Origin of the sequence: Mycobacterium sp. NAZ190054 (assembly GCF_001545925.1) — a bacterium.
In the GTDB taxonomy this organism is placed as follows: Bacteria; Actinomycetota; Actinomycetes; order Mycobacteriales; family Mycobacteriaceae; genus Mycobacterium.
This window is the reverse complement of sequence record NZ_LMVQ01000320.1, coordinates 1-3,855: the sequence shown is the minus strand read 5'-3', so window position 1 is coordinate 3,855 and position 3,855 is coordinate 1. Positions and strand designations below refer to the sequence as shown.

The 3,855-nt window shown below is 69.5% G+C and carries 4 protein-coding genes; 1 reads left to right on the top strand and 3 read right to left on the bottom strand.

Translation table 11 applies throughout. The features are described 5' to 3' along the window. The 3 genes from ASJ79_RS20190 to ASJ79_RS20180 all read right to left on the bottom strand — a co-directional run. Positions 1–896: thiamine pyrophosphate-binding protein (locus ASJ79_RS20190; protein WP_197420298.1), on the bottom strand; the 896-nt coding region annotated here is incomplete at its 3' end. Further along, positions 893–1,846 carry an agmatinase gene (gene speB, locus ASJ79_RS20185; protein ID WP_067959030.1) on the bottom strand — a complete coding sequence of 318 codons (954 nt, stop codon included), beginning with the start codon at positions 1,844–1,846 and terminating at the stop codon, positions 893–895. The genes ASJ79_RS20190 and speB, both read right to left, overlap by 4 nt. After that, positions 1,843–3,417: a cytosine permease gene (locus tag ASJ79_RS20180; RefSeq protein WP_067959027.1), complete on the bottom strand. Its 1,575-nt coding sequence runs from the start codon at positions 3,415–3,417 to the stop codon at positions 1,843–1,845. Before ASJ79_RS20180 ends, speB begins: the two co-directional genes overlap by 4 nt. A gap of 225 nt (positions 3,418–3,642) precedes the next feature. Between ASJ79_RS20180 and ASJ79_RS34215 the strand changes: the two genes are divergently transcribed. After that, positions 3,643–3,855, top strand: a 213-nt coding sequence (locus ASJ79_RS34215; protein WP_231750947.1) for an AsnC family protein, incomplete at its 3' end; no start/stop codon positions are given.

Sequence of the window (3,855 nt, the reverse complement as noted above, 5' to 3'; positions counted from 1 at the left end):
TCGATGTGGACCAGCCGGCCCTTCGGCGCGAAGGTGAAGTAGTTGCTGGTGATCTCGCCCAGTGCGGTGCCGACCGCGAGCAGCACGTCGGCGTCCTCGAGCAGTGCGGTGGTGTGCCGGTCCTCGATCCACGACGCCGCCGACAACGGATGACCGAACGGCATCGCGCCCTTGCCGCCGACCGTCGAGACCACCGGCGCGTCAAGCATTTCCGCGAGCTCGACCAACGCTTTGGGCCCGCCGGGTGAGCGGCGCACCCCTCCCCCGGCCAGGATCACCGGCCGTTCGGCGGCACTCAACAGGCCCGCCGCCGCGGCGACCAGCTCGGCACGCGGTGGCCGCTGCGTCACCGACGTCTCCACCGACGTGACCGGCGGGATGTCGCTCGCTTCCAGCAGCACGTCCTGCGGGATCTCCACCCACGTCGGCCCGGCCGGCGCGGACTGCGCCAGCGACCACGCGTCGGCCAGCAGCGACGGGATCTCTCCGGAATGCCGCGCCACCGCAGTGCTTTTCGTGACGTTGGCGGCGCTGCGCTGCTGGTCGTCGAGTTGGTGCAGCATGCCGCGCCGCAGCCCCATCCCGGCGCGGGGCACCTGGCTGACGATCGCCAACAGCGGCACGCCGGTCGCGTACGCCTCCTGCAGCGCGCCCAACGCCGTCAACGCGCCCGGCCCGGTGGACAGGAACAGCACGCCGACCTCACCGCCGGCCCTGGCGTACCCGTCGGCGCCGAACGCCGAGTTGTTCTCGACGCGCGAGCTCACGAACGTCAGGTCGCTGCGCCGGATCGCGTCGAACAGCGCCAGCGCGTTCTGGCCGGGGATGCCGAAGACGTGCGAAACCCCGAGCGCGGTCAGGGTTTCGACAACGACGTCGCCACCGTTGCGGGTCACACGGAGGCCTCGTGCCGCATCGCCAGCAGGGACACCAGGTCGTAGGCGACGTGCGAGGCCGCCACACCGGTGATCTCGGCGTGGTCGTAGGCCGGCGAGACCTCGACGACGTCGGCGCCGATCAGGTTCAGGCCGTGGAAGCCGCGCAGGATCTCCAGCAGTTCGCGGCTGGTCATACCGCCGGCTTCGGGCGTGCCAGTGCCCGGCGCGTGTGCCGGGTCCAGGACGTCGATGTCGATGGACACGTACACCGGCCGGTTCCCGAGCCGCTGACGCAGCTTGTCGACGACCTCGCGCACCCCCTGGTAGTACACGTCGGCGGAGGTCACGATCCCGAACCCGAAGCGACGGTCGTCCTCCAGGTCCTTCTTGCCGTACAGCGGACCGCGGATGCCGACGTGCGAGAGTGCCTCGGTGTCGAGGATGCCTTCCTCGACGGCGCGTCGGAACGGGGTGCCGTGGGTGTATTCGGCGCCGAAGTAGGTGTCCCAGGTGTCCAGGTGCGCGTCGAAGTGCACCAGCGCGACGGGCCCGTGCTTGGCGTGGGCGGCCCGCAGCAGCGGCAGTGCGATCGTGTGGTCGCCGCCGATGGTGACCAGGCTGGTGCCGTCCCTGGTGAGGTCGACGGCGGCGGCCTCGATGGTCTCGATCGCCTCATGGATGTTGAACGGGTTCACCGCGATGTCGCCGGCGTCGGCGACCTGCGCGATCTCGAACGGGGAGACGTCCAGCGCCGGGTGATACGGGCGCAGCAGCCGTGACGCCTCGCGGACATGCGTCGGGCCGAAACGGGCGCCGGGCCGGTAGGAGACCCCGGAGTCGAACGGCACCCCGACGACGGCGACGTCAGCGCGCGGCACCTGGTCGAGGCGGGGCAGGCGGGCGAACGAGGCCGGCCCGGCGAAACGCGGCGTCTTCGACGCGTCGATCGGGCCAACGGGCGTGGTCATGCGGTCACTTCCTCGGAGTCACTGGTGTTGTCGGGTTCGTCTACAGACGTGATGGGGATGCCGGCCGGCGCACCGGCCCGGACGAATCGCGGGCCCGCGGGACCGAACGCGTCGGCCGGTTCCGGGAACACGAACAGCAGCAGCGGGTACAGCACCGCGGCGACACCCAGACCGACCGGGATGGACAAGTCGATGCCGCTCGCCAGATCGCCGAGCGGGCCGACGAACTGGCCGGGCAGGTTGACGAAGCACAGCGACAGCGCCGCCGACACCAGCCAGGCGCCGAGCCCCCGGAAGTTCCAGCCGTGCCGGAACCAGTAGCGCCCGCCGCGCTGCCTGCGGTTGAAGACCTGTAGCGAGTCGGAGTCATACCAGCCGCGGCGCACCACCCAGCCGATGATCATCACCACCATCCACGGCGCCGTGCACGTCACGATCAGCACCGCGAACGTCGAGATGCTCTGCACCACGTTGAAGGCGAACCGACCGATGAAGATGAACACGATCGCGAGCGCGCCGATGAACACCGTGGCCTGCACGCGACTGAACCGCGGGAACACGCTGGAGAAGTCCAGGCCGGTGCCGTACAGCGCCGTGGTGCCGGTGGACATGCCGCCGATCAGCGCGATCAGGCACACCGGCATGAAGTACCACCCCGGCGACACCTCCAGCAGCCCGCCCACGTAGTTGCCCTCGTCGATGAACCGCGGCGCGTTCGTCGCCACCACCGCGGCGGTCACCAGACCGAACAGGAACGGCACCAGCGTGGCGAGCTGCGCGCAGAACGCCGCGGCCATCGGCTTCCACGGTGGCGTGTCACGCGGGATGTATCGCGCCCAATCACCAAGGAACGCACCGAAACTCACCGGATTGGACATCACGATCAACGCGGCGCCGACGAACGACGGCCAGTACAGCGCGTTGGTCTCGGCGTCGGCTCCCGGTCCGAAGATGCCGGCGTAGCCGGGGTCGAACGTGCCACCGAACGCGAAGATGCCGAGCAGGAACAGTACCGTCGCGGCGACGACGGCGATCTTGTTGACCAGCAACATGAATCGGAAGCCATAGATGCAGACGACAAGCACCAGCAGTGCGAAAATGCCGTACGCGATCCCCACCGCCAGGTCGTTGGCGGGCACCCCGAAGGCGCGGTTGGCGCCGCCGACGAGCACGTCACCGGACGTCCACACCGAGATCGAGAAGAACGCCACGGCGGTCAGCAGCGACAGGAACGACCCGATGACGCGGCCGTGCACCCCCAGATGCGCCGACGACGAGACCGCGTTGTTCGTGCCGTTGCGCGGGCCGAACAGCGCCATCGGCGCCAGGATCGCCGCGCCGAGGACGACGCCGAGCAGCGTCGCGAGCAGCGCGTCGCGGAACGACAGCCCGAAGATGATCGGGAAGCTGCCCAGCACGACGGTCGCGATGGTGTTGGCGCCGCCGAAGGTGAGCCGGAACAGGTCCAGCGGCCGCGCGGTCCGCTCGGCGTCGGGGATCGGCTCGACGCCGTGGGTCTCGACCTCGGTCACCTTCGGCGGTGGCACGAGAGCAGGCGTTTCGGCGGCCATGGTGGTCCTTCCGCAGCAGCGGTGTGGTGCGGCTCACGGTAGAACCGCTGGTCACAGCCCGCAAGCGATTCATTCGTTACTGTGGCGTTTCCGATCACGATGTGCGCGCTATGGCCGGATGTTCCGCTCGGATAGCGTCTACATCGTCGTCGATGTGATCGATGTGCCGGTCCGGCCCGGCTCAAAAATCTTCCGCCGATTTCCCGGAGAAAGGGGCCCGACCGCATGGACGAGGTCGACGAGGCCATCGTGGAGCTGCTGGAGCTCGACGGGCGGCTGACCCACCGCGATATCGCGCGCCGGGTCGGCCTGTCGCGCTCGGCGGCGGCCGCGCGGGTCCAGCGCCTCCACGATGGCCTCGTCGACCTCGTCCATGCGGTCGGGCCCCTTTCTCCGGGAAATCGGCGGAAGATTTTTGAGCCGGGCCGGACCGGCACA